The organism is Klebsiella sp. 10, assembly GCF_018223925.1.
Classification (GTDB): domain Bacteria; phylum Pseudomonadota; class Gammaproteobacteria; order Enterobacterales; family Enterobacteriaceae; genus Klebsiella; species Klebsiella pneumoniae.
The window spans coordinates 33,489-58,326 of sequence record NZ_JAGRRB010000005.1; the positions used below are offsets into that span (position 1 = coordinate 33,489).

Annotated in this window: 25 protein-coding genes; 11 read left to right on the forward strand and 14 right to left on the reverse strand. The window is 58.1% G+C overall.

The genetic code is table 11. The features are described 5' to 3' along the window. The first annotated feature begins 100 nt into the window (after positions 1 to 100). Positions 101 to 319 (forward strand): protein SlyX, encoded by a 219-nt coding sequence (locus KHQ26_RS06110; protein ID WP_020804863.1) that lies wholly within the window; start codon positions 101 to 103, stop codon positions 317 to 319. A gap of 58 nt (positions 320 to 377) precedes the next feature. On the opposite strand, the gene slyD is transcribed toward KHQ26_RS06110, so the two are convergent. The 4 genes from slyD to kefG all read right to left on the reverse strand — a co-directional run bounded on the left by slyD (position 378) and on the right by kefG (position 3,626). Further along, complete coding sequence (gene slyD / locus KHQ26_RS06115) at positions 378 to 965, reverse strand: peptidylprolyl isomerase (RefSeq protein ID WP_002920140.1); 588 nt, start codon at positions 963 to 965, stop codon at positions 378 to 380. A 93-nt stretch (positions 966 to 1,058) separates the two neighbouring features. Beyond that, complete coding sequence (locus KHQ26_RS06120) at positions 1,059 to 1,259, reverse strand: YheV family putative zinc ribbon protein (RefSeq protein WP_002920143.1); 201 nt, start codon at positions 1,257 to 1,259, stop codon at positions 1,059 to 1,061. 11 nt (positions 1,260 to 1,270) lie between these two features. Further along, complete coding sequence (gene kefB, locus KHQ26_RS06125) at positions 1,271 to 3,076, reverse strand: glutathione-regulated potassium-efflux system protein KefB (RefSeq protein WP_020804870.1); 1,806 nt, start codon at positions 3,074 to 3,076, stop codon at positions 1,271 to 1,273. Beyond that, complete coding sequence (gene kefG / locus KHQ26_RS06130; protein ID WP_004151401.1) at positions 3,063 to 3,626, reverse strand: glutathione-regulated potassium-efflux system ancillary protein KefG; 564 nt, start codon at positions 3,624 to 3,626, stop codon at positions 3,063 to 3,065. The genes kefB and kefG overlap by 14 nt, the downstream gene beginning before the upstream one ends. Before the next feature lie 173 nt (positions 3,627 to 3,799). Between kefG and KHQ26_RS06135 the strand changes: the two genes are divergently transcribed. From KHQ26_RS06135 to KHQ26_RS06150, 4 genes are all read left to right on the forward strand, one after another. Next, complete coding sequence (locus tag KHQ26_RS06135; RefSeq protein WP_004185926.1) at positions 3,800 to 5,704, forward strand: ABC transporter ATP-binding protein; 1,905 nt, start codon at positions 3,800 to 3,802, stop codon at positions 5,702 to 5,704. A gap of 227 nt (positions 5,705 to 5,931) precedes the next feature. Beyond that, positions 5,932 to 6,930 carry a hydrolase gene (locus tag KHQ26_RS06140; RefSeq protein ID WP_075204414.1) on the forward strand — a complete coding sequence of 333 codons (999 nt, stop codon included), beginning with the start codon at positions 5,932 to 5,934 and terminating at the stop codon, positions 6,928 to 6,930. Next, positions 6,927 to 7,145, forward strand: a complete 219-nt coding sequence (locus tag KHQ26_RS06145; RefSeq protein ID WP_002920151.1) for a YheU family protein — start codon at positions 6,927 to 6,929, stop codon at positions 7,143 to 7,145. The genes KHQ26_RS06140 and KHQ26_RS06145 overlap by 4 nt, the downstream gene beginning before the upstream one ends. A 36-nt stretch (positions 7,146 to 7,181) precedes the next feature. Beyond that, positions 7,182 to 8,051 carry a phosphoribulokinase gene (locus tag KHQ26_RS06150; RefSeq protein WP_002920153.1) on the forward strand — a complete coding sequence of 290 codons (870 nt, stop codon included), beginning with the start codon at positions 7,182 to 7,184 and terminating at the stop codon, positions 8,049 to 8,051. 54 nt (positions 8,052 to 8,105) lie between these two features. On the opposite strand, the gene KHQ26_RS06155 is transcribed toward KHQ26_RS06150, so the two are convergent. After that, positions 8,106 to 8,510, reverse strand: coding sequence for an OsmC family protein (locus KHQ26_RS06155; protein WP_049124848.1), 405 nt, complete (start codon positions 8,508 to 8,510; stop codon positions 8,106 to 8,108). 306 nt (positions 8,511 to 8,816) lie between these two features. Here KHQ26_RS06155 and crp point away from each other — a divergent pair, with 306 nt between their 5' ends. Both crp and KHQ26_RS06165 read left to right on the forward strand, forming a co-directional pair. Continuing rightward, a complete protein-coding gene (gene crp, locus KHQ26_RS06160; protein ID WP_000242758.1) occupies positions 8,817 to 9,449 on the forward strand; it encodes a cAMP-activated global transcriptional regulator CRP in 633 nt (210 codons plus the stop codon). Between the two features lie 51 nt (positions 9,450 to 9,500). Further along, complete coding sequence (locus tag KHQ26_RS06165) at positions 9,501 to 11,579, forward strand: YccS/YhfK family putative transporter (RefSeq protein WP_004213494.1); 2,079 nt, start codon at positions 9,501 to 9,503, stop codon at positions 11,577 to 11,579. Here the strand turns inward: KHQ26_RS06165 and argD are convergent. From argD to ppiA, 5 genes are all read right to left on the reverse strand, one after another. Next, positions 11,569 to 12,789: a bifunctional acetylornithine/succinyldiaminopimelate transaminase gene (gene argD / locus KHQ26_RS06170; protein WP_004174049.1), complete on the reverse strand. Its 1,221-nt coding sequence runs from the start codon at positions 12,787 to 12,789 to the stop codon at positions 11,569 to 11,571. The genes KHQ26_RS06165 and argD overlap by 11 nt on opposite strands. Before the next feature lie 90 nt (positions 12,790 to 12,879). Next, complete coding sequence (gene pabA, locus KHQ26_RS06175; protein ID WP_002920229.1) at positions 12,880 to 13,443, reverse strand: aminodeoxychorismate synthase component 2; 564 nt, start codon at positions 13,441 to 13,443, stop codon at positions 12,880 to 12,882. Between the two features lie 32 nt (positions 13,444 to 13,475). Beyond that, entirely contained in the window at positions 13,476 to 14,078 is a 603-nt protein-coding gene (locus KHQ26_RS06180) for a putative adenosine monophosphate-protein transferase Fic (protein ID WP_004181446.1), read from the reverse strand. Further along, entirely contained in the window at positions 14,068 to 14,235 is a 168-nt protein-coding gene (locus KHQ26_RS06185; protein WP_002920231.1) for a YhfG family protein, read from the reverse strand. Before KHQ26_RS06185 ends, KHQ26_RS06180 begins: the two co-directional genes overlap by 11 nt. 106 nt (positions 14,236 to 14,341) lie before the next feature. Further along, on the reverse strand, positions 14,342 to 14,911 hold the full coding sequence (ppiA, locus tag KHQ26_RS06190; protein WP_002920238.1) for a peptidylprolyl isomerase A: 570 nt from the start codon (positions 14,909 to 14,911) through the stop codon (positions 14,342 to 14,344). 276 nt (positions 14,912 to 15,187) lie between these two features. On the opposite strand from ppiA, the gene tsgA reads away from it, so the two are divergent. Next, complete coding sequence (gene tsgA / locus KHQ26_RS06195) at positions 15,188 to 16,375, forward strand: MFS transporter TsgA (RefSeq protein ID WP_002920240.1); 1,188 nt, start codon at positions 15,188 to 15,190, stop codon at positions 16,373 to 16,375. On the opposite strand, the gene KHQ26_RS06200 is transcribed toward tsgA, so the two are convergent. Then, a complete protein-coding gene (locus tag KHQ26_RS06200) occupies positions 16,372 to 17,694 on the reverse strand; it encodes a cytosine deaminase (protein WP_020804864.1) in 1,323 nt (440 codons plus the stop codon). The two genes, tsgA and KHQ26_RS06200, sit on opposite strands and share 4 nt — an antisense overlap. Before the next feature lie 238 nt (positions 17,695 to 17,932). Here KHQ26_RS06200 and nirB point away from each other — a divergent pair, with 238 nt between their 5' ends. The 3 genes from nirB (at position 17,933) to cysG (ending at position 22,326) form a co-directional block, all read left to right on the forward strand. Then, positions 17,933 to 20,476 carry a nitrite reductase large subunit NirB gene (gene nirB, locus KHQ26_RS06205; RefSeq protein WP_211777867.1) on the forward strand — a complete coding sequence of 848 codons (2,544 nt, stop codon included), beginning with the start codon at positions 17,933 to 17,935 and terminating at the stop codon, positions 20,474 to 20,476. After that, positions 20,473 to 20,799 (forward strand): nitrite reductase small subunit NirD, encoded by a 327-nt coding sequence (gene nirD, locus KHQ26_RS06210; RefSeq protein WP_002920249.1) that lies wholly within the window; start codon positions 20,473 to 20,475, stop codon positions 20,797 to 20,799. Before nirB ends, nirD begins: the two co-directional genes overlap by 4 nt. A 153-nt stretch (positions 20,800 to 20,952) precedes the next feature. Continuing rightward, entirely contained in the window at positions 20,953 to 22,326 is a 1,374-nt protein-coding gene (gene cysG, locus KHQ26_RS06215) for a siroheme synthase CysG (protein ID WP_002920252.1), read from the forward strand. 71 nt (positions 22,327 to 22,397) lie between these two features. Here the strand turns inward: cysG and trpS are convergent, their stop codons facing one another. Genes trpS through rpe form a run of 3 tightly spaced genes read right to left on the reverse strand, consistent with a single transcriptional unit; the run spans position 22,398 to position 24,826 of the window. Further along, positions 22,398 to 23,402 carry a tryptophan--tRNA ligase gene (gene trpS / locus KHQ26_RS06220; protein ID WP_002920253.1) on the reverse strand — a complete coding sequence of 335 codons (1,005 nt, stop codon included), beginning with the start codon at positions 23,400 to 23,402 and terminating at the stop codon, positions 22,398 to 22,400. Next, complete coding sequence (gene gph, locus KHQ26_RS06225; protein WP_020804873.1) at positions 23,395 to 24,156, reverse strand: phosphoglycolate phosphatase; 762 nt, start codon at positions 24,154 to 24,156, stop codon at positions 23,395 to 23,397. The genes trpS and gph overlap by 8 nt, the downstream gene beginning before the upstream one ends. Next, entirely contained in the window at positions 24,149 to 24,826 is a 678-nt protein-coding gene (gene rpe / locus KHQ26_RS06230) for a ribulose-phosphate 3-epimerase (protein WP_020804867.1), read from the reverse strand. Before rpe ends, gph begins: the two co-directional genes overlap by 8 nt. Between the last annotated feature and the right edge of the window lie 12 nt (positions 24,827 to 24,838).

A 24,838-nucleotide genomic window follows, 5' to 3' on the forward strand; every position in this document is an offset into this window, starting at 1 on the left:
ATTTTTGTATGAATAAGTTTCCTGTACGGCGCAGCGATGCTGCGCGCCAGGGGAAACTTAAGTAGAATCCGCCCGCAGGATCAGACTAAAGAGGTTACCCATGCACGATAGCACATTAGAAACGCGCCTTGCGGAGCTGGAAAGCCGGCTGGCGTTTCAGGAAATCACCATCGAAGACCTCAACAAAACCGTGACCGCCCACGAGATCGAGATGGCGAAGATGCGGGAGCATATGCGTCTGATGATCGAGAAGCTGAAGGCGACCCTCCCCTCCCATATCGCCTCCCAGGCGGAAGAGACGCCACCGCCGCACTATTGAGGCGTAAAAAAAGCGGGTTTCCCCGCTTTTTTGTCGTCTTCGTGCCGAAGCGCAAAGATTAGTGGCAGCCGCAGCCACCGTGGCCGCCGCAGCCGCCTTTACCATGGTCGTGACCATGATCGTGGCCGTGGCCGCCGCAGCAACCGTCATGACCATGGTCATGATCGTGATCGTGGCCATGCGCGCCGTGCACGTGACCGTGCTCCAGCTCTTCCGCAGTCGCTTCGCGGATGGCGACGACTTCCACATTAAACTTCAGGTTCTGGCCAGCCAGCATGTGGTTGCCATCAACCACAACGTGGTCGTCTTCAACTTCAGTGATTTCTACTGGTACCGGACCCTGATCGGTTTCCGCCAGGAAGCGCATGCCAACCTGCAGTTCATCAACGCCCATGAAGACGTCTTTCGGTACACGCTGCACCAGGTTTTCGTCATACTGACCGTAAGCGTCGTTAGCGCCGACGGCAACGTCAAATTTGTCGCCCACTTCGTGGCCATCCAGCGCGTTTTCCAGGCCGGAAATCAGGGAGCCGTGACCGTGCAGGTAATCCAGCGGCGCGCTTACCGGAGACTCATCAACCAACACACCGTCTTCTGTACGTACCTGATAGGCCAGGCTGACCACCAGGTCTTTTGCTACTTTCATGATATCTCCTGAGATGGGAAGAATAGTGGCGCAGATTGTAGCGGAATTCTGCTGCCGTGTACCCTTTAGCTTAAAAAAAGCCGACGGATAACGCTAGTCGGGATGAAAAATGCCAATCACCTGCTCCTCTTTGCGTACATGCTCACGGGCCTCTTTATCTGCCTCACGCATCTGATGACCGCACTTAACGCACTCAACAACATCGACATTATTCTCACGCCACATTGCCAGCGAATCCTGCGCCTGGCACGCCGGACATTTCGCCCCGGCAATAAAACGTTTACGCACTGCCATAAGATTTACCTTTATTCAAACTCGTCCCAGCCGTCCAGCTGCCGGCTCTCTTTCTGCATTTCGCGCTGGAAAATCTCTTCCAGTTCGCGCCGGGCCTCCCGCACGCGTGATATCTGTACCGTATCAGTATGCACTGGCATTAGCTCGCGCAGCATTCGCATATCGAGGCGTCGGAAGTGCAGCTGCGCGCGCTGGGCCTGGTGAGGATGCATCCCGAGGGTGATGAGCGCTTTGCGCCCCAGCTCCAACGCACTGGAGAAAGTTTCGCGAGAAAACTGCGTCACGCCGGCCTGCAGCAGCTCATGCGCCTCAACGCGCCCGCGAGCGCGGGCCAGAATATGCAGATGTGGAAAGTGTTGTTGACACATTTCCACCAGCCGCATGGTATCTTCTGGCTCATTACAGGTGATGACGATCGACTGCGCCTCTTCCGCTCCCGCCGAGCGCAGCAGCTCCAGCTGGGTGGCATCGCCAAAATAGACTTTATAGCCATAGTTGCGCATCAGATTTACCGCGCTGATGTCCCGCTCCAGTACCGTAATACGCATCTTATTGGCCATCAGCAGGCGACCAATGACCTGACCAAAGCGACCAAACCCGACAATAATCACCTGCGGCTTGTCATCCTCCACCCACGGCGCCTCACCGGTATCGTCCGCCGGGTTCAGCCGTCGCGACAATAGCTTATCTATCCCCTTCATCAGCAGCGGCGTCGTCATCATCGACAACGTTACCGCCACCAGCAGCAGCGCCATCTGGTCGTGCTGAAACAACCGCTGAGAGGCGGGCAGCGAAAAGAGGACAAACGCGAACTCGCCGCCCTGGCTTAATACGCCCGCGAACTGCATCCGCTCGGAACTTCGCAGGCCATAGAGACGGGCCAGCAGATAGAGCACCAGCATTTTTACCGCCACCAGCACCGCCACGCTCACCGCCACCCACAGCAGATGGGTATACAGTACGCCAAGGTTCAGCGCCATGCCGACGGAAATAAAGAACAACCCGAGCAGCAGCCCCTTGAACGGATCGATAGCGATCTCCAGTTCGTGGCGATACTCACTTTCCGCCAGCAGCACGCCGGCAATAAAGGTGCCCAGCGCCATCGACAGCCCCAGCGCCTCCATAAACAGGGCAGATCCGAGGACCAACAGCAGCGTGGCGGCAGTGAACACCTCCCTGACCCCCGAGCTGGCGATAAAACGGAACACCGGCCGCAGCAGATAGCGTCCGCCAATCAGCATCCCGGCAAAGGCCAGGACCTTCATGCCGACCGTCAACCAGTTCACATGCTCATCCGCTGAACCGGCCAGCAGGGGCACCAGCGCCAGCGCCGGGATCACCGCCAGATCCTGAAACAGCAGCACCGAAAAGCCTAGCTGTCCCGCTTCGCTGCGGCTCATTCCCTTCTCACGCATCAGCTGCAGCGCCATGGCGGTGGAAGACATCGCCAGGCCGATCCCGCCGACCACCGCCGCCTGCCATGAAAACCCGGTCGTCATCAGCAACCCACCGAGGATCGCCGCGCTGAGCATCACCTGCGCCGCGCCAACGCCGAAGATGGAGCTCCGCAGTCGCCATAGCTTGGCGGGATTGAGCTCCAGGCCGATGATAAACATCAGAAACACTACGCCGAGCTCAGAGAAATGGAGAATTTCATCCACATCGCTGATAAACGCGAGCCCCCACGGACCAATGGCGATCCCGGCCAGCAGATAGCCCAGCACCGCGCCAATCCCCAGTCTTGAAGCCAGAGGGACGGCGATGACGGCCGCGAACAAAAACAACACCCCCGCCAGCAGCAAATCAGATCCCGCCATGGACACCTCCGGCGGCGATGGGGTTGGCCAACCAGTCCCGGTAGGCCAGGGCGCGGCTGCGCAGCTCCTCTGGCTGCTGCCTCCGGGCCCAGTAGACGATAATGGGGCTCATCCAGTGCATACGGCACATGCCGGCGGTCAGTTCAAAAGGACGTAAAATATCGTTCATCGGATAGCGATTAGCATCGCGACGGTAGGCGCTCTCAGGCTCGCCGGTGGTGATCACGCTGCGCCAGTACTTTCCCGCCAGTTCGTTCCCTCCGGCGCCGCTGGCGAAGCCGCGGCTTAACACACGATCCAGCCACTCCTTAAGCAGCGCCGGACAGCTCCAGGTATATAAAGGGTGCTGGAAAACAATCACCTCATGCTGGCGCAGCAGGTCCTGTTCGTAAGCAATATCGATAAAAAAATCCGGATAGTGCGCGTAGAGATCGTGCACGGTGACGTTCGGCAACTGTAAGGCCGGCTCTAATAAAACCCGGTTGGCCACGGAATCCTGAGATTCTGGGTGGGCATACAGCAGCAACACTTTCGCTGTCTGAGACATCATTCCCCTCCCGTAGGTCTTCTGGCGGCCTGCACAGCCCCGGCGTTTTGACACAGCCAGAATGACTTTGTGTATCGTCTTCGTTTTGGGCTACCATGGCGGCCCGGTGAAGCGATTCGCTTCCACACTACATTATCATAATGACAAATTAACATAGTCTGAACATACGGCGCCTTATGATTGTTTTCTCCTCGTTACAAATTCGTCGCGGCGTACGCGTCCTGCTGGACAACGCCACCGCTACCATCAATCCTGGCCAAAAGGTCGGTCTGGTGGGGAAAAACGGCTGCGGGAAATCGACGCTGCTATCGCTTTTGAAAAACGAGATAAGCGCTGACGGCGGCAGTATGACCTTTCCCGGCAACTGGCAGCTGGCCTGGGTGAATCAGGAAACCCCGGCGCTACCGCAGCCGGCAATCGATTATGTCATTGACGGCGATCGAGAGTATCGCCAGCTGGAGGCCGCGCTCCAGCAGGCTAACGAACGCAACGACGGTCATGCTATCGCCACCGTCCACGGTAAGCTGGACGCCATCGACGCCTGGACGATCCGTTCGCGCGCCGCCAGCCTGCTGCACGGTCTGGGTTTCAGCAATGAACAGCTTGAGCGGCCGGTCAGCGATTTTTCCGGCGGCTGGCGTATGCGCCTTAACCTCGCCCAGGCGCTGATCTGCCGCTCCGATCTGCTGCTGCTCGATGAACCGACTAACCACCTCGATCTCGATGCGGTGATTTGGCTGGAGAAGTGGCTGAAGGGCTATACGGGAACGCTGATCCTCATCTCCCACGATCGCGATTTTCTCGATCCTATCGTCGACAAAATTATCCATATCGAACAGCAGACAATGTTTGAGTACACCGGCAACTACAGTTCGTTTGAAGTGCAGCGCGCCACCCGCCTCGCTCAGCAGCAGGCGATGTACGAAAGCCAGCAGCAGCGCGTCGCGCACCTGCAAAGCTATATCGATCGCTTCCGTGCCAAAGCCACCAAGGCCAAGCAGGCGCAAAGCCGGATCAAAATGCTGGAGCGGATGGAGCTTATCGCTCCGGCGCACGTGGATAACCCGTTCCACTTCAGCTTCCGCCAGCCGGAGAGCTTGCCTAACCCGCTGCTGAAGATGGAGAAAGTCAGCGCCGGCTACGGCGAGCGTATTATTCTCGACTCCATCAAGCTTAACCTGGTGCCGGGCTCGCGTATCGGCCTGCTGGGCCGCAACGGCGCCGGGAAGTCGACGCTGATTAAGCTGCTGGCAGGCGAGCTCCAGCCCGTAAGCGGCGAGATCGGCCTCGCGAAAGGCATCAAGCTCGGCTACTTCGCCCAGCATCAGCTGGAATTCCTGCGCGCCGATGAGTCGCCGCTGCAGCACCTGGCGCGTCTGGCGCCGCAGGAGCTGGAGCAGAAGCTGCGTGATTATCTCGGCGGCTTTGGTTTCCAGGGCGATAAGGTGAGCGAAGAAACCCGCCGCTTCTCCGGTGGAGAAAAGGCGCGCCTGGTACTGGCCCTGATCGTCTGGCAGCGCCCTAACCTGCTGCTGCTCGATGAACCGACCAACCACCTTGACCTCGATATGCGTCAGGCCTTAACCGAAGCGCTGATCGACTTTGAAGGGGCGCTGGTGGTCGTATCGCACGATCGGCACCTGATCCGTTCCACCACTGACGATCTGTACCTCGTCCACGATGGTAAAGTCGAGCCGTTCGACGGCGATCTGGAAGATTATCAGCAGTGGCTCAGCGACTCGCAAAAACAGGAGTCCCAGAGCGGCGAGGCGCCAAAAGAGAGCGGCAATAGCGCCCAGGCGCGCAAAGACCAGAAGCGTCGGGAAGCGGAGCTGCGCAGCCAGACCCAACCGCTGCGCAAAGAGATCGCCCGTCTGGAAAAAGAGATGGACAAGCTCAACGCGCAGTTGGCCAGTGCGGAAGAAAAACTTGGCGACAGTGAGCTTTATGACGCCTCACGTAAAGCCGAGCTGACCGAATGCCTGCAGCAGCAGGCCAGCGCGAAGTCCGGGCTGGAGGAGTGCGAGATGGCCTGGCTGGAGGCCCAGGAGCAGCTGGAGCGCATGCTTCAGGAAGGCTAAACTCTTCCTCTTCATCCTGCCTGCGCGTACGCTGCCGCCGGCAGGGTGGGTTTCTGCCCTCTTCATGGCCTGGCCATCAGCGACATCAATGATTTGTTTTTGCTGTAAGCTGGCGTCACTGGCCGCAAGACCACATATTGGCTAACCCCCTGCATGCCCTGCGCGGTATAGTCATCATCACGTTTATTAATTGTTCTGGTGCTATGGTTGAAATCATCCCCACAGACATGACGTCCCCCGAAAACGATTCGCGTGAGTTCCATCCGATGCGCGGCGTGGGCAATCGTCATCTGCAAACCATGCTGCCGCGGCTGATTCGCCGTAAATTGCGCTTTACCCCGCACTGGCAGCGCCTTGAGCTGCCGGACGGCGATTTTGTCGATCTGGCCTGGAGCGAAGACCCGCACCAGGCGCGCCATAAGCCGCGCCTCGTCGTTTTTCACGGCCTGGAAGGCAGTCTGCACAGCCCGTACGCCCATGGTCTGATCCACGCGGCGATGCAGCGCGGCTGGCTGGGCGTGGTGATGCATTTCCGCGGCTGCAGCGGCGAACCTAACCGCAATCACCGCATCTATCACTCCGGCGAAACGGAAGATGGCACCTGGTTTTTGCACTGGCTGAAGCGCGAGTTTGGTCCCGCGCCGACCGCGGCCGTCGGCTATTCGCTGGGCGGCAATATGCTGGGCTGCCTGCTGGCAGAGGAAGGCGACCGCTGCCCGCTGGATGCGGCGGTGATCGTCTCCGCGCCTTTCATGCTCGAAGCCTGCAGCTATCATATGGATAAGGGCTTCTCGCGGGTTTATCAGCGCTATCTGCTCAATCTGTTAAAAGCCAACGCTTCACGCAAGCTGAAAGCGTACCCGGGCTCGCTGCCCGTCGATTTACGCCAGCTCAAAGGGATGCGCCGCATCCGGGAATTTGACGATATGATCACCGCCAAAATCCATGGCTTTGCCGATGCGCTGGATTATTACCGGCAATGCAGCGCCATGCCGCGGCTCAGCGATATCACTAAGCCGACGCTCATCATTCACGCGAAAGACGATCCGTTTATGGATCACCACTCGATTCCGCCGCAGGAGCAACTGCCCGCGAACGTAGAGTATCAATTGACCGAGCAAGGCGGCCACGTTGGCTTTGTCAGCGGCACTCTGCGTAAACCGGAGATGTGGCTGGAAAGACGCATTCCCGACTGGTTAAACCGCTGGCTGGAGGTTCCCGTATGATTATTCCCTGGCAGGATCTGGATCCCGAAACGCTGGATAACCTGATTGAAAGCTTTGTGTTACGTGAAGGCACCGATTATGGTGAACATGAACGTTCACTTGCCGATAAAGTCGCCGATGTAAAACAGCAGCTGAAACGCGGAGAGGCGGTCCTTGTGTGGTCGGAACTGCATGAGACGGTCAATATTATGCCGCGCGCGCTGTTTAACGGCTAAGGCGACGCCACTACATCGTTTAACCAGGGAGTTGTTATGTCTGCCAAACATCCGGTGATCGCCGTCACGGGCTCCAGCGGCGCGGGCACTACCACCACCAGCCTTGCCTTTCGCAAAATCTTCGCGCAGCTAAACCTGCACGCCGCGGAGGTGGAAGGCGATAGCTTTCATCGCTACACCCGCCCGGAAATGGACATGGCGATCCGTAAGGCGCGGGATCAGGGTAAACATATCAGCTACTTTGGCCCGGAGGCGAACGACTTCGGCCTGCTGGAGCAGACCTTTGTCGACTATGGTCGCCACGGCAAAGGTCAGTCGCGGAAATACCTCCACACCTATGACGAAGCCGTGCCGTGGAATCAGGTGCCGGGGACCTTTACCCCCTGGCAGCCGCTGCCGGAGCCGACAGACGTGCTGTTCTATGAGGGGCTGCACGGCGGGGTTGTAACGCCGCAACATGATGTCGCCAGCCATGTCGACCTGCTGGTCGGGGTGGTGCCTATCGTTAACCTCGAGTGGATCCAAAAGCTTATTCGCGACACCAGCGAACGCGGCCACTCCCGGGAGGCGGTGATGGACTCGGTCGTCCGCTCGATGGAAGATTACATCAACTTCATTACGCCGCAATTTTCCCGCACCCATATCAACTTTCAGCGCGTGCCGACGGTGGACACCTCCAACCCGTTTGCCGCCAAAGCGATCCCCTCGCTGGACGAGAGCTTTGTGGTGATCCATTTCCGCAATCTGCAGAATATCGATTTCCCCTGGCTGTTGGCGATGCTGCAGGGCTCGTTTATCTCGCACATGAACACCCTGGTGGTGCCGGGCGGTAAAATGGGGCTGGCGATGGAGCTTATCATGACGCCGCTGGTCGAGCGCCTGATGGAAGGCCGTAAGATAGGCTAACCAAAAAACCCCGGCCTGGCCGGGGTTGAGATTCGATACAACGGCAGGCGAAGACTACACCTCGATCACTTCATAGGAGTGGGTGATGTTCACCGCTTTTTCCAGCATCAGCGCCACCGAGCAGTATTTCTCTGCCGACAGGTCCACCGCCCGGGAGACCGCGGCATCTTTCAGCGCCTTGCCGGTGACGATAAAATGCAGATTAATATGCGTGAACAGACGCGGAGCCTCTTCGCGACGCTCGGAGGTCAGCTTCACTTCGCAATTGGTCACGTCGTGACGACCTTTTTGCAGAATGGAGACCACATCGATCGCACTGCAACCGCCCGCCGCCATCAGCACCATCTCCATCGGGCTGGGAGCCTTATCCCCGGAGTTGCCATCCATCAGAATCTGGTGTCCCGATGCGGACTCCCCGATAAAGGTTAACCCTTCTACCCATTTCACACGCGCTTGCATAAAATTTAACTCCAGTATCGCAATATTCCTGTCAGATTACGCGCACATAACAATTCTCGCAACGGAAGGCGACCTGCGTCATGCTGAAGCGAGACACCAGGAGACATGCGGCGAAAGCTATGCTAAAACAGTCTGGATGCTACAGTAATACATTGATGTACTGCATGTATGCAGAGGAGTTCACATTACGGGCTGTCGAAAAATCATCAGCCAGCTTCCCAGGTATAGGGAAACAATACGATTGCATGCCCGGACGCCGTGTAGTGTCGGCGCCCGGAGATAGCTTATAACAGAGGATAACCGCGCATGGTGCTTGGCAAACCGCAAACAGACCCTACCCTTGAATGGTTCTTGTCTCATTGCCACATTCATAAGTACCCATCAAAGAGCACGCTGATCCACCAGGGTGAAAAAGCAGAAACGCTGTACTACATCGTTAAAGGCTCCGTGGCTGTACTCATCAAGGATGAAGAAGGTAAAGAGATGATCCTCTCCTACCTCAACCAGGGCGATTTCATCGGTGAATTAGGCCTGTTTGAAGAGGGTCAGGAGCGTAGCGCCTGGGTACGGGCGAAAACCGCATGTGAAGTGGCCGAAATCTCTTATAAGAAATTCCGTCAGCTGATCCAGGTGAACCCGGACATTCTGATGCGTCTCTCTTCGCAAATGGCTCGCCGTCTGCAGGTCACGTCTGAGAAAGTGGGCAACCTCGCCTTCCTCGACGTGACGGGCCGTATCGCCCAGACGCTGCTGAACCTGGCGAAGCAACCGGATGCCATGACCCACCCGGACGGTATGCAAATTAAAATTACCCGCCAGGAAATTGGTCAGATCGTCGGCTGCTCTCGTGAAACCGTTGGTCGTATTTTGAAAATGCTGGAAGATCAGAACCTGATTTCCGCGCACGGTAAAACCATCGTCGTCTACGGCACCCGTTAAGTTGCTAAGCGGCGTATTGCTCCCGCAGTACGCCGTTTTTGTTTTTCCCTAATGTGGCGCAGGCTGATTTACCACCCGGAAGTCAACTATGCACTGCGGCAAACGCTGGTGCTGTGTCTGCCCGTGGCCATCGGTCTTCTGCTCGGCCATCTCCAGCAGGGGCTGTTATTTTCCTTAGTCCCCGCCTGCTGCAACATTGCCGGTCTTGATACCCCGCATAAGCGCTTTTTCAAACGCCTGATTATCGGCGGCTGCCTGTTTGCCGGATGCAGTCTGGTGGTGCAGTTGCTGCTTGCCCAGGCGATACCCCTGCCGTTTATTCTCAGCGGCCTGGCGCTCTTGCTCGGCGTTACCGCGGAGATCAGTTCGCTGCACGCGCGGCTGCTGCCCGCGTCGCTGATCGCCGCCATCTTTACCCTGAGCCTGGCGGGCAATATGCCCATCTGGGAGCCGCTGCTGATCTACGCCTTCGGCACGCTGTGGTACGGCGTGTTTAACTGGTTCTGGTTCTGGCTGTGGCGCGAACAGCCGCTACGGGAGTCGCTTAGCCTGCTTTACCGGGAGCTGGCGGACTACTGTGAAGCCAAATACAGCCTGCTGACCCAGCATACCGATCCCTCGACCGCCCTGCCGCCGCTGCTCACCCGCCAGCAGAAAGTGGTCGATCTGATTACCCAGTGCTATCAGCAGATGCATATGCTGGCCGCTAACCAACGCAACGATCATAAGCGCCTGCTGCGGGCGTTTCAGATGGGGCTGGATCTGCAGGAGCATATTTCGGTCAGCCTGCATCAGCCGGAAGAGGTGCAAAAGCTGGTGGAACGCAGCCATGCCGAAGCGGTGATCCGCTGGAACGCGCAGACCGTCGCCGCCCGCCTGCGCGTGCTGGCGGATGACATGCTCTATCATCGCTTTCCAAAGCGCTTTCAGATGGATAAACAGATCGAGGCTCTGGAAAAGATCGCCAGACAACATCCGGATAACCCGGTCGGCCACTTCTGCGCCTGGCACTTCAGCCGCATCGCCCGGGTGCTGCATACCCAGCGCCCGCTGTATGCCCGGGACCTGATGGCCGACAAAGAGCGTCGTTTACCGCTATTGCCCGCGCTAAAGAACTACCTGTCGCTAAAATCGCCCGCGCTGCGCAATGCCGCCCGCATCAGCGTGATGCTGAGCGTCGCCAGCCTGATGGGCAACGCCCTGCACTTGCCTAAGCCCTACTGGATCCTGATGACGGTGCTTTTCGTCACCCAGAACGGCTATGGCGCCACCCGGGTGCGTATTGTTCACCGGGCGGCGGGGACGCTCGCCGGCCTGACGATCGCCGGGCTGACCTTGCATTTTCACGTTCCGGAGAGCTACACCCTGAGCGGGATGCTGCTGATTACCCTGCTCAGCTATCTGATCATTCGCAAACACTATGGCTGGGCGATGGTTGGGTTTACGGTGACGGCGGTATATACCCTGCAGCTGCTGACGCTTAACGGCGAACAGTTTATTATCGCCCGGCTGATCGACACCCTTATCGGCTGCCTGATTGCCTTCGGCGGGATGGTCTGGCTGTGGCCGCAGTGGCAAAGCGGCCTGCTGAAAAAAAACGCCCACGATGCGCTGGAGGCCGACCAGCAGGCAATTCGCCTGATCCTCAGCGCCGATCCAAAAGCCCCCGCGCTGGCCTATCAACGCATGCGCGTCAACCAGGCGCACAACGCGCTCTACAACTCCCTGAATCAGGCGATGCAGGAACCCGGGTTTAATACCCACTATCTGGAAGATATGAAGCTGTGGGTGACGCACAGCCAGTTTATCGTCGAACACATCAACGCTATGACCACCCTGGCCCGGGAGCATACGATGCTGACCCCGGATCTTGCCCAGCGCTATCTCGAATCCTGTGAGATTGCGCTGCAGCGCTGCCAGCAGCGGCTGGACAGCGATGGTCCCGGCAGCGCAGGGGATGCCAATATTATGGAGTCGCCGGAAAGCGAGGTGCCGATCGGTCCGTTAAGCACCCTGGAGCAGCATCTGCAACGCATTCTGGGCCATCTGAACACCATGCACACCATTTCGTCAGTGGCATGGCGTCAGCGGCCGCACCATGGCATCTGGCTGCGGAAGATCAACCGTTAATCACCTTTGCCACCGCCTGGGCAAAGCGCGCCATCCCTTCAGTAATATCCTGCTCGTCGATGATCAGCGAGGGAACAAAACGCATCACGTCCGGCCCGGCGTTGAGCACCATGACGCCGGCGTCGGCCGCGGCATAGAGGAAATCACGCGCGCGGCCTTTGTGCTGCGGCTTGAGTTCCGCGCCGATCAGCAGGCCCATCCCGCGTATATCACTGAACAGATCAAACTCGGCATCCAGCCGCTGCAGGTGTTTGACGAACAGTTCGCGCTTCGCGCTCACGCCATCCAGCACCGCCGGGGTATTGATCAGATCGAAGGCGGCGTTGGCGACCGCGCAGGCCAGCGGGTTGCCGCCGTAGGTTGAGCCATGGGAGCCCGCATGGAAGGCGCTGGCGATCTCGTGGGTGGTCAGCATGGCGCTGACCGGGAAGCCGCCGCCCAGCGCTTTGGCGCTGGTCAGAATATCCGGGGTCACGCCGTAGTGCATATAGGCGAACAGCGATCCGGTACGCCCCATACCACACTGTACTTCATCAAAGACGAGCAGCGCCTGGTGCTGATCGCACAGCTCGCGCAGTCCCTGCAGGAAAGCCGGCGTGGCCGCCGTCACGCCGCCTTCGCCCTGAATCGGCTCCACCACCACCGCGCAGGTGTGGTCATCCATCACCGCTTTTACCGCCTGCAGATCGTTGAAGGGAACATGGACAATATCCGCCGGTTTTGGGCCGAAACCATCGGAATACTTCGGCTGACCGCCGACGGAAACGGTAAACAGGGAGCGGCCATGAAAGGCATTATGGAAGGCGATGATTTTGGTTTTATACGGGCTATGGCGGGTCACCGCATAGTGACGCGCCAGCTTAAAGGCCGTTTCATTGGCTTCGGTGCCGGAGTTCATAAACACCACGCGCTCGGCGAAGGTAGCCTCGACAAGTTTACGTCCCAGACGCAGCGCCGGCTCATTGGTAAAGACGTTGCTGGTGTGCCACAGCGTTTCGCCCTGCTGATGCAGCGCCGCCACCAGCGCCGGATGGCAATGGCCAAGCGCCGTCACCGCGATACCGCCGGCGAAATCGATATACTCTTTCCCCTGCTGATCCCAGACGCGGCTGCCCTTCCCCTTCACCGGGATGAATTCTGCCGGTGCATAAATTGGCAAAATAACTTCATCGAATGTGGCGCGGGTGATTGCCGGTTGTTCAGTTGCCATGTCTTACCCATCCCTCTTCGTTACGCAGATGCGATTATGATAATCTAATCACAAAATATGCATAAAAAATCAGTCAATAGCAACTGAAAATCACCGTTTCAAAAAGTTGGCCAGCAATTGATGGCCCTGCTCGCTGAGGATGCTTTCCGGATGAAACTGCACGCCCTCGAGATCCCATTCGCGGTGACGGATCCCCATAATCTCACCGCTGGCGCTGCGGGCAGTGACGTTAAACTCGGACGGGAGCGTCGGCGGGTCAATCACCAGCGAGTGATAGCGGGTCACCGTCAGGGGATTATTCAGCCCCTGAAACACCCCTTCGCCGTTATGCTCGATAAGCGAGGTTTTGCCATGCATCACCTGGGCCGCCCGCACGATAGTCGCGCCAAACGCCTGGGCGATCGCCTGGTGCCCGAGACAGACGCCCAGCAGCGGCGTTTTCCCCGCATAGTGGCGGATAACCGCGAGGGAAATCCCCGCCTCATCCGGCGTGCAGGGGCCTGGCGAGATCACGATTTTCTCCGGCGCCAGCGCCGCTATCTCCTCTAGCGTCAACGCATCGTTGCGCCTGACCAGCACTTCCGCCCCCAGTTCGCAGAAGTACTGATACAGATTCCAGGTGAAAGAGTCATAGTTATCGATAAGCAGGATCATAGCGGCTCCGGAACAATCAAAACCGGGCTATTCTACTCAGATTCCCGCGCTTCGCTTACCACTTTGCGAAAGATCGCCACCAGCGGGGCCAGATCGCCCATCGCGCTCTGCTGGCAGGCCGCACTCCAGCCGGCGGGGTCAACGTCACGCCAGTTAAGAAGGTAGCCGGCATGTATCGCCAGCTGTTCAAAGAAAATACGCTGGGTCAGGCCATTGCCAAGACGAAAAGGGTGCAGCACATTAATTTCACCATAGAACCAGCTCAGGCGTTCGATGAAGGTATCGCGCGGCAGGCCATTGAGATAATCCTCCTGCTCAAGGGCCTGCATCAGGGCATTCCCCTCCTCCTCGATCCGGGCAAAGTGGCAGAACGGCGTATCGCCCAGGTAGAGGTTCACTTCACGCAAGCGGCCCGCCCAGTCAAACAGATCCTGATACAACTGATGATGAATAGCGCACAAATAGGGTAAGCCGCGCACCCGCGGGCCCAGCGGCAGAGTGGCCGCCCGCAGCGCTGTCATCTCAAAGGCGGCCTGCTGCAGATTTTTAGCCTGGCGGATGCCGAGACGGTTGCGCAGCACGTTCAGCGCCGGATAAAGGTAAGGATCGCGTTCATCGCCGAATTTATCGCTCATACTCCCTCCGCAACGTCGCCAGACGCGCCAGCGCCTCTTCGGCAGTCAGCGTAACCAGCGGCACCGTCACGCCTTCAAGGCGACGGCTGGCCTGAAAATTGGTATTGCGTGTCTGTTCCCAGAGTCGGGATTTTTGCTTATCGGTGAGTGGACGCATCGTCGCCCCCCTTATCGTCCCCTGTGTGCCACAAGTATAAGCAGCAATTTCAGGTTATGCCGGGAGGCGACCGGGCGCGGCGATAGACCACCGCGCCGCGGGAGGATTAGGGCAGCACTTTCGCAGAGAGGATAACGACCGGTTTGGTCGGCACATTCTGGTACGGACCAACGTTATGGGTCTGGACCTGGGAGATCTTATCCGCAACATCCATCCCCTTCACCACTTTGCCGAATACCGCATAGCCAAAGTCGCGCTGGCCATGGTCGAGGAAGGCGTTATCCGCCACGTTGATGAAGAACTGACTGGTGGCGCTATCCTGATCGGCGGTGCGCGCCATCGCGATGGTGCCGCGGGTGTTGCGCAGGCCGTTGTCTGCTTCATTCTTGATCGGCGGGTTAGGCTGCTTCTGCTGCATCTGTTCGTTAAAGCCGCCGCCTTGCACCATGAATCCCGGGATCACGCGGTGAAAGGTGGTGTTGTTGTAGAAGCCGCTGTTGACGTACTTCAGGAAGTTATCCACGGAAATCGGGGCTTTCTGGCTGTTTAACTCAAGCTCAATGTTACCTGCCGAAGTGGTCAGCAGCACATGCGGATCGCCCTTTGCCGCCATGGCCGGGGAGAACGCTGAAATAGCGAAAACGGCAGCCATCGCCGCCAGTGTTGATTTGAGCATGGAAATTCCTTAACGGAGCAGAATAAAAGCGAGTGCCTTGATTCTAAAGAGCCTTTGCATCCTGGGCCAGCCTTTTACCAAATTTTACTTAGCTGTAATAATTGTAACCGCGCAAACGATCTCCTTTGCAGCGAACAAGCGTGATGCAGATCACATTAAAACATGCAAAAGATAACCTATTTCACAATAAACATTTAATTACATCACCTGAACGAATAAAATCTGTCCGCCCGGCGCAGCGTCAACGCGCTTTACCTTTCTATTCACAGGCCAGTCATGACTAACAGCAACCGTATTAAGCTCACATGGATCAGCTTCTTCTCCTACGCCCTGACCGGCGCGTTGGTGATCGTCACCGGGATGGTGATGGGTAACATTGCGGATTATTTCCATCTGCCCGTTTCCAGTATGAGCAACACCTTTACCTTTCTGAACGCCGGTATTCTTATCTCCATCTTCCTCAATGCCTGGCTGATGGAAATCGTGCCGCTGAAAACTCAGCTGCGCTTTGGCTTTATTTTGATGGTGCTGGCGGTGGCCGGCCTGATGCTCAGCCACAGCCTGGCGCTGTTCTCCGCGTCAATGTTCGTTCTTGGCCTGGTGAGCGGGATCACCATGTCGATCGGGACCTTCCTGATCACCCATATGTATGAAGGCCGTCAGCGCGGGGCGCGTCTGCTGTTTACCGACTCCTTCTTTAGCATGGCGGGCATGATTTTCCCGATGGTCGCCGCCGTCCTGCTGGCGCGCAGCATCGAGTGGTACTGGGTCTACGCCTGTATTGGTCTGGTGTATGTCGCCATTTTCGTCCTGACTTTCGGCTGTGATTTTCCGGTGCTGGGCAAAAAAGCCCAGAGCGAAAACAGCCAGCCGGTGGTGAAAGAGAAGTGGGGCATTGGCGTACTGTTCCTCTCCGTTGCGGCGCTGTGCTACATCCTCGGTCAGCTGGGCTTTATCTCCTGGGTACCGGAATATGCGAAGAGCCTGGGCATGAGCCTCGGCGACGCCGGTAAACTGGTGAGCGATTTCTGGATGTCCTACATGATCGGCATGTGGTCATTCAGCTTCATCCTGCGCTTCTTCGACCTGCAGCGTATCTTAACCGTCCTCGCCGGGCTCGCGACGGTGCTGATGTACCTGTTTATCAATGGTTCGCCGGAGCATATGCCGTGGTTTATTCTGACCCTGGGCTTCTTCTCCAGCGCCATTTACACCTCAATCATTACGCTCGGTTCGCAGCAGACGCGGGTCGCTTCGCCGAAGCTGGTGAACTTTATCCTCACCTGCGGCACCATCGGCACCATGCTCACTTTCGTGGTCACCGGCCCGATTGTGGCGGCCAGCGGTCCCCTGGCCGCGCTGCACACCGCTAACGGCCTCTATGCCGTGGTATTCGTAATGTGCTTTATCCTCGGCTTCGTCTCCCGTCATCGCCAGAACAACGCTCAGGCGGCGTCTCACTAAGCCTTCGGCCCCTTTGCATCCGCAAGGGGGCTGTTCCTCATAAAAGAAAGCTCCTCGCCACCGCGGTCAGTTTGGATCCAGCTTTGCGCCGGCTGGGTGGTCGCGATCACCCTTCCCTGGCGAATTGACCAGCGCACCGGCACCTGGCAGCGGACGGCCTCAAAGCCATTCTCCGCCGGGAGAATGATCAGGTTAGCCGGATTGCCGCTGACAATGCCGTAATCCTCGAGGCCAAACGTGCGGGCGCTGTTGTCGGTGATAAGCTGCAGGCCGTCGTTGATCTGCTGGTAGCCCATCAGCTGGCAAACATGGAGCCCCATATGCAGGACCTGCAGCATATTGCCGGTTCCCAGCGGGTACCACGGGTCAAAGACGTCATCATGACCAAAGCAAACGTTGATCCCCGCCGCCAACAGCTCCTTCACCCGGGTAATGCCCCGTCGCTTCGGGTAGTCGTCAAACCGGCCCTGCAGATGAATATTCACCAGCGGATTGGCGACAAAGTTGATGCCGGAGAGCTTAAGCAAGCGGAACAGACGCGAGGTATAAGCGCCATTATAGGAGTGCATAGCGGTGGTATGGCTGGCCGTTACCCGCGGCCCTATCCCCGCTTTCAGCGCCAGCGCGGCAACGGTTTCAACAAAGCGCGACTGCTCATCGTCAATTTCATCGCAGTGAATATCCAGTGGGCGGTCATATTGCTGCGCCAGACGGAAGGCGATATGCAGCGATTCCACACCATATTCACGGGTGAACTCAAAATGCGGGATCGCCCCGACGACGTCCGCCCCCAGCTTGAGGGCCTCCTCCAGCAGCGCCTCGCCGTTGGGGTAAGAGAGGATCCCCTCCTGTGGAAAAGCGACAATCTGTAACTCAACCCATGGCGCCACCTCCTGTTTGACCTCCAGCATCGCCTTCAGCGCCGTTAACGTGGGATCGGAAACATCGACATGAGTGCGGACAAACTGCACGCCATTGGCGATCTGCCACTTCAGGGTTTTCCACGCCCGGGCTTTGACGTCCTCATGGCTGAGCAGCGCTTTCCGCTCCGCCCAGCGCTCAATCCCCTCGAACAGAGTACCGGACTGATTCCAGTTCGGCTCGCCGGCCGTCTGGGTGGTGTCCAGATGGATATGCGGCTCGATAAAAGGCGGGATCGCTAGCCCGCCGCGAGCGTTCAATACCTCGTAGCTTTCATCGTGCGCCTCCCCCATCGGCGTGATCGCGCCAAAGCGGCCCTTATCAATGGCTATTTGCCACAGGCTGTCGCGGTCTGCCAGGCGTACGTTCTGAATCAACCAAAGCGGCGCTGCTGTCATATCACCCTCTCTATTCAATACGGCTTGTTTTCTGTCTAACCCCAATCGCGGCTTACCCAATTCTTGTACACAAAATCAGCAAAAAGGAAAAGTCAGCGTTTTCCATGACTTATAAAAATACTGACAAATCAAACGCATACCCATTAAGTGGTAGGTGAAGTTGTCATTGATTTGCATCAATAAGCCTGATGGCTGAATCGTTAAGGTAGGCGGTAATAGAAAAGAAATCGAGGCAAAAATGAGCAAAGTCAGAATCGCTATTATCGGTAACGGCATGGTTGGCCATCGCTTTATCGAAGAGCTTCTCGATAAGGCGCCTGCCGGACAGTTCGACATTACCGTGTTCTGTGAAGAACCGCGTATCGCCTACGACCGCGTCCACCTGTCGTCTTATTTCTCCCATCACACTGCGGAAGAACTGTCGCTGGTACGCGAAGGTTTCTATGAGAAACACGGCGTCAAGGTGCTGGTCGGCGAACGGGCGATCACCATCAACCGCCAGGAGAAAGTGATCCACTCCAGCGCCGGGCGTACCGTGTTCTACGACAAGCTGATTATGGCGACCGGCTCATACCCGTGGATCCCGCCGATTAAAGGCGCGGAAACCCAGGATTGCTTCGTCTATCGCACTATTGAAGATCTTAACGCCATCGAATCCTGCGCCCGCCGCAGCAAACGCGGCGCGGTAGTCGGCGGCGGCCTGCTCGGCCTGGAAGCGGCCGGCGCGTTGAAAAACCTCGGTGTGGAAACCCATGTTATCGAATTCGCGCCGATGCTGATGGCCGAACAGCTCGACCAGATGGGCGGCGAGCAGTTGCGGCGCAAAATCGAAAGCATGGGCGTGAAAGTTCACACCAGCAAAAACACCAAAGAGATTGTTCAGCAGGGCACTGAGGCGCGCAAAACCATGCACTTCGCCGACGGTAGCGAGCTGCAGGTCGATTTCATCGTCTTCTCAACCGGGATCCGCCCGCGCGATAAGCTGGCCACCCAGTGCGGGCTGGCGGTCGCCCAGCGCGGCGGCATCATGGTCAACGATAGCTGCCAGACCTCCGATCCGGATATCTATGCCATCGGGGAATGCGCCAGCTGGAACAACCGCGTCTACGGTCTGGTCGCCCCCGGCTATAAAATGGCCCAGGTGGCCGTCGACCATCTCCTCGGCAGTGAAAATAGCTTCACCGGCGCCGACCTCAGCGCCAAGCTGAAGCTGTTGGGTGTGGACGTGGGCGGGATCGGCGATGCCCACGGCCGCACGCCGGGCGCCCGTAGCTACGTCTATCTCGACGAAAGCAAAGAAGTTTATAAGCGCCTGATCGTCAGCGCCGACAACAAAACGCTGCTCGGCGCGGTACTGGTCGGCGACACCAGCGACTACGGCAATCTGCTGCAGCTGGTGCTCAACGCCATCGAGCTGCCGGAAAACCCGGATTCGCTGATCCTCCCGGCCCACGCCGGCAGCGGCAAGCCATCGATCGGCGTGGATAAACTGCCGGACAGCGCGCAGATCTGCTCCTGCTTTGACGTCAGCAAAGGCGACCTGATCGCCGCTATCAACAAAGGCTGCCACACCGTGGCGGCGCTGAAAGCGGAAACCAAAGCCGGGACCGGCTGCGGGGGCTGTATTCCGCTGGTCACTCAGGTGCTCAACGCCGAGCTGGCGAAACAGGGCATCGAGGTCAACAACAATCTGTGCGAACACTTCGCTTACTCCCGTCAGGAGCTGTTCCACCTGATCCGCGTGGAAGGCATTAAAACCTTCGACGAACTGCTGGAAAAACACGGTCAGGGCTACGGCTGTGAAGTCTGTAAGCCGACCGTCGGTTCCCTGCTGGCCTCCTGCTGGAATGAGTACATCCTCAAGCCGCAGCACACGCCGCTGCAGGACAGCAACGACAACTTCCTCGCCAACATTCAGAAAGATGGTACCTATTCGGTGATCCCGCGCTCAGCTGGCGGCGAAATCACGCCGGAAGGGCTGGTCGCCGTGGGCCGTATCGCGCGTGAATTCAATCTGTACACCAAAATCACCGGCTCTCAGCGCATCGGCCTGTTTGGCGCGCAGAAAGACGACCTGCCGGAGATCTGGCGGCAGCTGATTGAAGCGGGATTCGAAACCGGCCACGCCTACGCCAAAGCGCTGCGAATGGCGAAAACCTGCGTCGGCAGCACCTGGTGCCGCTACGGCGTTGGCGACAGCGTCGGCTTCGGCGTGGAACTGGAAAACCGCTACAAAGGCATCCGCACCCCGCACAAAATGAAGTTCGGCGTCTCCGGCTGCACCCGCGAATGTGCCGAGGCTCAGGGCAAAGACGTCGGGATCATCGCCACCGAGAAAGGCTGGAACCTGTACGTGTGCGGTAATGGCGGGATGAAGCCGCGTCACGCCGATCTACTGGCCGCGGACCTCGATCGCGATACGCTCATCAAATATCTCGACCGCTTTATGATGTTCTACATCCGCACCGCCGATAAGCTGACCCGCACTGCCCCGTGGCTGGACAATATGGAAGGCGGTATCGACTATCTGCGCAGCGTCATCATCGATAACAAGCTCGGTCTGAACGACCATCTGGAAGAAGAGCTGGCTCGCCTGCGCGCCGCCTTCGCCTGCGAGTGGACCGAGACCGTCAACAACCCGGCGGCGCAGACCCGCTTCAAACACTTTATCAACAGCGACCAGCGCGACCCGAACGTTCAGGTGGTGCCGGAACGTGACCAGCACCGCCCGGCCACGCCGTATGAGCGTATCCCGGTTACTCTGGTGGAGGAAAAAGCATGAGCCAGTGGGTAAATATCTGCAGCATCGACGACATCCTGCCGGCCACCGGCGTCTGCGCCCTGCTCGGTCAGCAGCAGGTGGCGATCTTCCGTCCCTACCATGACGACAGAGTATTCGCCATCAGCAACATTGATCCGTTCTTCAACGCCAGCGTACTGTCTCGCGGGATTATCGCCGAGCATGACGGCGCGCTATGGGTCGCCAGCCCGCTGAAAAAACAGCGCTTCCGCCTGAGCGACGGCCTGTGCATGGAAGATGCCAGCCACTCTATCGCCCGCTTCGACGCCCGCGTGAAAGACGGACACGTTCAGCTTAAAGCGTAAGTCCTTCTCCCTCCCCCCGGCCACGGGGGGAGATATAAGTAACAGTTCTGACCGACAGCGCATGAGTGCGGGATATGTCGCATGTTTTGTATTACCTTTGCTGCTATTCTACGACCACTCGTTTTCTACCCCTTATTTTTATGAGGTTATTCTGTGGATCACTTACCCATATTCTGCCAGTTGCGCCAGCGCGATTGTTTACTGGTTGGCGGCGGGGATGTCGCCGAACGCAAAGCCCGTCTGCTGCTGGATGCTGGCGCTAACGTCACGGTCAATGCGCTCGACTTCACGCCCCAGTTTCAGGTGTGGGCTGATTCACAGATGCTAACTCTGGTGCAGGGGGAGTTTATCCCCTCGCTGCTGGATAACTGCTGGCTGGCCATCGCCGCTACTGATGATGAGACGGTCAACCAGCAGGTTAGCGAGGCGGCCGAAGCGCGGCGTATCTTCTGTAACGTGGTGGATGCCCCGCGCCAGGCCAGCTTTATCATGCCGTCGATAATCGATCGCTCGCCGCTGATGGTCGCCGTCTCCTCGGGCGGGACATCACCGGTTCTGGCGCGCCTGCTGCGCGAGAAACTGGAGTCAATTCTGCCCCTGCATCTCGGCCAGCTGGCCCGCTATGCCGGCCATCTGCGCGCGCGGGTTAAGCAGCAGTTTGCCACCGTAGGCGAGCGTCGCCGCTTCTGGGAGAAGCTGTTTGTTAACGACCGTCTGGCGCAGTCGCTGGCTAATGACGATCGGCAGGCAGTCGCGGATACCACTGAGCAGTTGCTGACGGAGCCGTTGGAGCATCGCGGCGAGGTGGTGCTGGTTGGCGCCGGCCCCGGTGACGCCGGGCTGCTCACGCTCAAAGGCCTGCAGCAGATCCAGCAGGCTGACGTGGTGGTCTATGATCGGCTGGTCTCCGATGACATCATGAATCTGGTGCGCCGCGATGCCGATCGGGTGTTCGTCGGCAAGCGCTCAGGCTACCACTGCGTCCCGCAGGAGGAGATCAACCAGATCCTGCTGCGCGAAGCGCAAAAAGGAAGACGCGTGGTCCGGCTGAAAGGCGGCGATCCCTTTATCTTTGGCCGCGGGGGGGAAGAGCTGGAGACGCTTTGCGAGGCGGGCATCCCCTTCTCCGTTGTGCCTGGCATTACCGCCGCCTCCGGCTGCTCCGCTTATTCGGGGATCCCCTTGACCCACCGCGATTTCGCGCAGGGCGTCCGCCTGGTCACTGGCCACCTGAAAACCGGCGGCGAGCTGGACTGGGCGAACCTGGCGGTGGAGAAGCAAACCCTGGTGTTCTACATGGGTCTGAACCAGGCGCCGGCGATCCGCGAGAAGCTTATCGCTCACGGCATGGCTGAAGATATGCCCGCCGCCATCGTCGAGAACGGCACCGCTGTGACGCAAAAAGTGGTCAGCGGCACCTTAGGACAACTGGATATTCTGGCGCAGCAGATGGCCAGCCCGGCGCTGATCATCGTCGGCCGCGTGGTCGGTCTGCGGGATAAACTGAACTGGTTTTCGAACCATTAACCTGCCTCCCATAAAGCGACAGGCATAAAAAAGGGCGGGATATCATCCCGCCCTTTTAGCTGTTGCGTCGCTTACGGCTTGGCGACAAAGCCAATCGCTTCGTATACCGCTTTCAGGGTTTGAGAAGCCCGCGCGCTGGCCTTTTCCGCGCCGTCTTTCATCACCTGATTGAGAAACGCTTCGTCGTTACGGAAACGGTGATAGCGCTCCTGCAGGTCAATCAGCATGCCCGATACCGCTTCGGCGACTTCGCCTTTCAGGTGGCCATACATTTTGCCTTCAAAATGCTGTTCCAGCTCAGGAATAGTTTTCCCGGTAACCGCGGAGAGGATATCCAGCAGGTTGGAGACGCCCGCTTTCTCTTTCAGATCGTAACGCACTACCGGCGGCTCGTCGGAGTCGGTGACCGCACGTTTAATCTTCTTGACCACCGATTTCGGATCTTCCAGCAGGCCGATGACGTTGTTGCGGTTGTCGTCGGACTTGGACATCTTTTTCGTCGGCTCCAGCAGCGACATCACGCGCGCGCCGGATTTAGGGATAAACGGCTCAGGCACTTTAAAAATATCGCCGTAGATGGCGTTAAAACGCTGGGCGATATCGCGGCTTAGCTCAAGGTGCTGTTTCTGATCTTCGCCCACCGGAACCTGGTTGGTCTGGTACAGCAGAATGTCAGCGGCCATCAGTACCGGATAATCAAACAGACCGGCGTTGATGTTCTCCGCGTAGCGCGCTGACTTGTCTTTAAACTGAGTCATGCGGCTCAGTTCGCCGAAATAGGTGTAGCAGTTCAGCGCCCAGCCTAGCTGGGCATGTTCCGGCACGTGCGACTGCACGAAGATAGTGCTTTTCTGCGGGTCGATGCCGCAGGCCAGATACAGCGCCAGGGTGTCCAGCGTCGCCTTGCGCAGCTGCTGCGGATCCTGGCGCACGGTGATGGCGTGCTGGTCCACGATGCAATAGATGCAGTGGTAATCGTCCTGCATGTTTACCCACTGACGCAGCGCACCCATATAGTTGCCAATGGTCAGTTCACCTGAGGGCTGTGCGCCACTAAAAACGATGGGCTTAGTCATGTTTCAATTCCTGAGTTTCACTGTGCGGTAACCCGAGAGCGGGTAAGAGTTCGTTAAACTGGTCGAAGAGATAGTCCGGCTCGCTCAGCGCAAGCGGTTCACCATAGTTATAACCGTAGGTCAGACCAACAGAGCAGCAGCCTGCCGCTTTGGCCGCCTGAATATCATTGCGCGAATCGCCGACAAACAGCAGCTCGGCTGGAGCCAGAGAGAGCTTTTCCGCCACCAGCAGCAGCGGTTCCGGATGCGGCTTTTTATTCTGCACGTCATCGCCGCCAATCACCACGGTAAAATATTTCGCAATATCGAGCGCGTCCAACAGCGGGGCGACAAACGGCGTCGGCTTATTGGTAATCAGCGCCAGCGGCAGGCCTTTGGCATGCAGCGCGCCGAGCGTATCGGCCACCGCCGGGAACAGGAAACTGCCCTCTTCCGCCGCTTCGGCGTAATAGCGGTCAAACAGTTTACGCAAAATGCGCAGCTGCTCGTCTTGCGGAATATCATGATCGTCGACGGAAGGCTTACCCATCGCCGCACGTAACGTTGCTCGCTCCTGACGAGCCCAGGTCAGCGCCCGCTCCATCAGGACATCGGCGCCGTTACCGATCCAGGTGATAACGCGTTCTTCTCCCGCCACCGGCAGCTCCAGGGCGTACAGGGCGTTATCAACCGCCGAGGTTAGACCCGGCGCGCTGTCCACCAGCGTGCCGTCGAGATCAAATGCGATGCCGCGGATCGCCTGTAATTTATCCATGACTCACCTTCGCTAATTCACTACGCATTTGATCAATGACTTGCTTGTAGTCCGGCTGACCGAAGATCGCCGAACCGGCAACAAACATATCCGCACCCGCCGCGGCGATTTCGCCGATATTGCTGGCTTTCACGCCGCCATCCACTTCCAGGCGGATGTCGTAGCCGGACGCATCGATGCGCTGGCGCACTTCACTCAGTTTATCCAGCGTCTGGGGAATAAAGGACTGGCCGCCAAAGCCCGGGTTAACCGACATCAGCAGGATCACGTCCAGCTTATCCATCACGTAATCGAGGTAGCTCAGCGGCGTCGCCGGGTTAAACACCAGGCCCGCTTTACAGCCGTGCTCTTTGATAAGCTGCAGGCTGCGATCGACGTGTTCGGAGGCTTCCGGATGGAAGGTGATAATGCTGGCGCCGGCTTCGGCAAAATCAGGAATGATGCGGTCGACCGGCTTCACCATCAGGTGAACGTCGATTGGCGCGGTAATACCGTAATTACGCAGTGACTTCAGCACCATCGGGCCAATCGTCAGGTTTGGCACGTAGTGGTTGTCCATAACGTCGAAGTGCACGACATCCGCACCCGCCGCCAGCGCCTTCGCGGTATCCTCACCCAGACGGGCAAAATCAGCCGACAGAATCGAAGGGGCAATCAAATACTGCTTCATCCGCATCTCCTT